This is a genomic window from Pseudomonas meliae (assembly GCF_001400515.1).
In the GTDB taxonomy this organism is placed as follows: Bacteria; Pseudomonadota; Gammaproteobacteria; order Pseudomonadales; family Pseudomonadaceae; genus Aquipseudomonas; species Aquipseudomonas amygdali.
Genome location: NZ_LJQT01000222.1, coordinates 33,792 through 35,716, shown reverse-complemented (window position 1 = coordinate 35,716; position 1,925 = coordinate 33,792). Strand labels below are relative to the sequence as shown.

The window sequence follows — 1,925 nt, the reverse complement described above, 5'->3', positions numbered from 1 at the left end:
TGCCCGCGCGCCGGGCATTGAATCAGGTGCGATATTCCGCGTTGATCTTCACGTATTCGTGAGAAAGGTCGGTGGTCCAGATGGTTTCGCTGCAATCACCGCGACCCAGCTCGATACGAATGGTGATCTCTTCTTCGGCCATTACCGCCGAGCCCTGCTCTTCGGTGTAGGTCGTGGCGCGGCAGCCCTGACTGGCAATGCATACGCCGCCCAGGAATACGTCGATCTTGCTCACGTCCAGGTCCGGCACGCCAGCGCGGCCGACAGCCGCCAGAATACGTCCCCAGTTCGGGTCGGAGGCGAACAGCGCGGTCTTGATCAGCGGCGAGTGGGCCACGGCATAACCGACGTCCAGGCACTCCTGATGATTGCCGCCACCGTTGACTTCTACCGTCACGAACTTGGTCGCACCTTCGCCATCACGCACGATGGCCTGAGCGACATCCATGCACACGTCGAACACGGCTTTCTTCAACGCGTCGAACAACGGGCCCTTGGCCTCGGTGATCTCGGGCAGATCAGCCTGACCGGTGGCAATCAGCATGCAGCAATCGTTGGTCGAGGTATCGCCATCGATAGTGATGCGATTGAAGGATTTGTTGGCTCCGTCGCGAATCAGGTCCTGCAGTACGCTCTGCGACACTTTGGCGTCGGTGGCGATGTAGCCAAGCATGGTCGCCATGTTCGGGCGAATCATGCCTGCGCCTTTGCTGATGCCGGTTACTGTGATGGTTACGCCATCGTGGGTGAACTGACGGCTCGCGCCTTTGGGCAGGGTGTCGGTGGTCATGATGCCGGTCGCCGCAGCGGCCCAGTTATCCACAGACAGATCATCAAGCGCGGCTTGCAGCGCGCCTTCGATTTTTTCCACAGGCAACGGCTCGCCGATCACGCCCGTTGAGTAAGGCAGCACTGCTGATGCATCGACGCCGGTCAGTTGCGCCAGCTTTTCGCAAGTACGTCGCGCAGCAACCAGACCTGGTTCGCCCGTGCCCGCATTGGCATTGCCGGTGTTGGTCAGCAAATAACGCACCGTCCCCTGAACACGCTGTTTGGCCAGAATGACCGGCGCGGCGCAGAACGCATTCAAGGTGAATACACCGGCAACGCTGGAGCCTTCGGCACAGCGCATGACCACAACATCCTTGCGCCCCGGGCGTTTGATGCCGGCAGAAGAAATGCCTAGTTCAAAACCGGGAACCGGGTGCAACGCAGGCAAAGGACCAAGACCAACAGCCATCGGGGTGCTCCTCAAGGAGTATGGTGCCGTCCGCATCGGTACGGCGATCAATGAAAAAACGCCGCGACGGGCAAGCCGGTCGCGGCGCAGGTATTACACAGTCAAAGGCTTAGTTGATCTGGCCGTGACAGTGTTTGAATTTCTTGCCCGAACCACACCAGCACAGCTCGTTGCGACCCAGCTTCTGGTCGTTGCGAACCGGCTCGGATGCGACGGCCACAGGCGCTTCGCCACCCTCTTCATCCGGCAGCGGCTGGTCGATGCCCGGCGCAGGAGCGTGTTCGAACTGCATACGACTGGCCAGTTCTTCGGCTTCCTGACGCAGGCGCGCCTCTTCTTCCTCTGGATCTTCGCGACGAACCTGAACATGCGAAAGCACACGGATGGTGTCGCGCTTGATCGAATCCAGCAGCTCCTGAAACAACGTGAAGGACTCGCGCTTGTATTCCTGCTTCGGGTTCTTCTGAGCGTAGCCGCGCAGGTGGATACCGTGACGCAGGTGGTCCATGGTCGACAGGTGATCTTTCCACAGGTCGTCCAGCACGCGCAGGAGGATCTGCTTCTCGAAGGAACGCAGGGCTTCGGCGCTGGCCTGGTCTTCCTTCTCGTTGTACGCCACCAGCAACTGAGCCATGATTTTTTCGCGCAGGCTGTCTTCGTGCAGGTTGTCGTCTTCGTCCAGCCC

Annotated in this window: 2 protein-coding genes; both read right to left on the bottom strand. The window is 60.0% G+C overall.

Annotation, left to right across the window (positions count from 1 at the left end; translation table 11 throughout):
• Positions 1 to 22: 22 nt before the first annotated feature.
• Positions 23 to 1,240, bottom strand: a complete 1,218-nt coding sequence (gene argJ / locus ALO64_RS09945; RefSeq protein WP_004666177.1) for a bifunctional glutamate N-acetyltransferase/amino-acid acetyltransferase ArgJ — start codon at positions 1,238 to 1,240, stop codon at positions 23 to 25.
• Between the two features lie 109 nt (positions 1,241 to 1,349).
• On the bottom strand, positions 1,350 to 1,925 hold a 576-nt coding region (locus ALO64_RS26275; RefSeq protein WP_235804990.1), incomplete at its 5' end, for an SEC-C metal-binding domain-containing protein.

What these genes read in the sequence shown, in the direction of transcription:
- argJ (WP_004666177.1), bottom strand. Translation starts at nt 1,240, where the DNA reads ATGGCTGTTGGTCTTGGTCCTTTGCCTGCGTTGCACCCGGTTCCCGGT.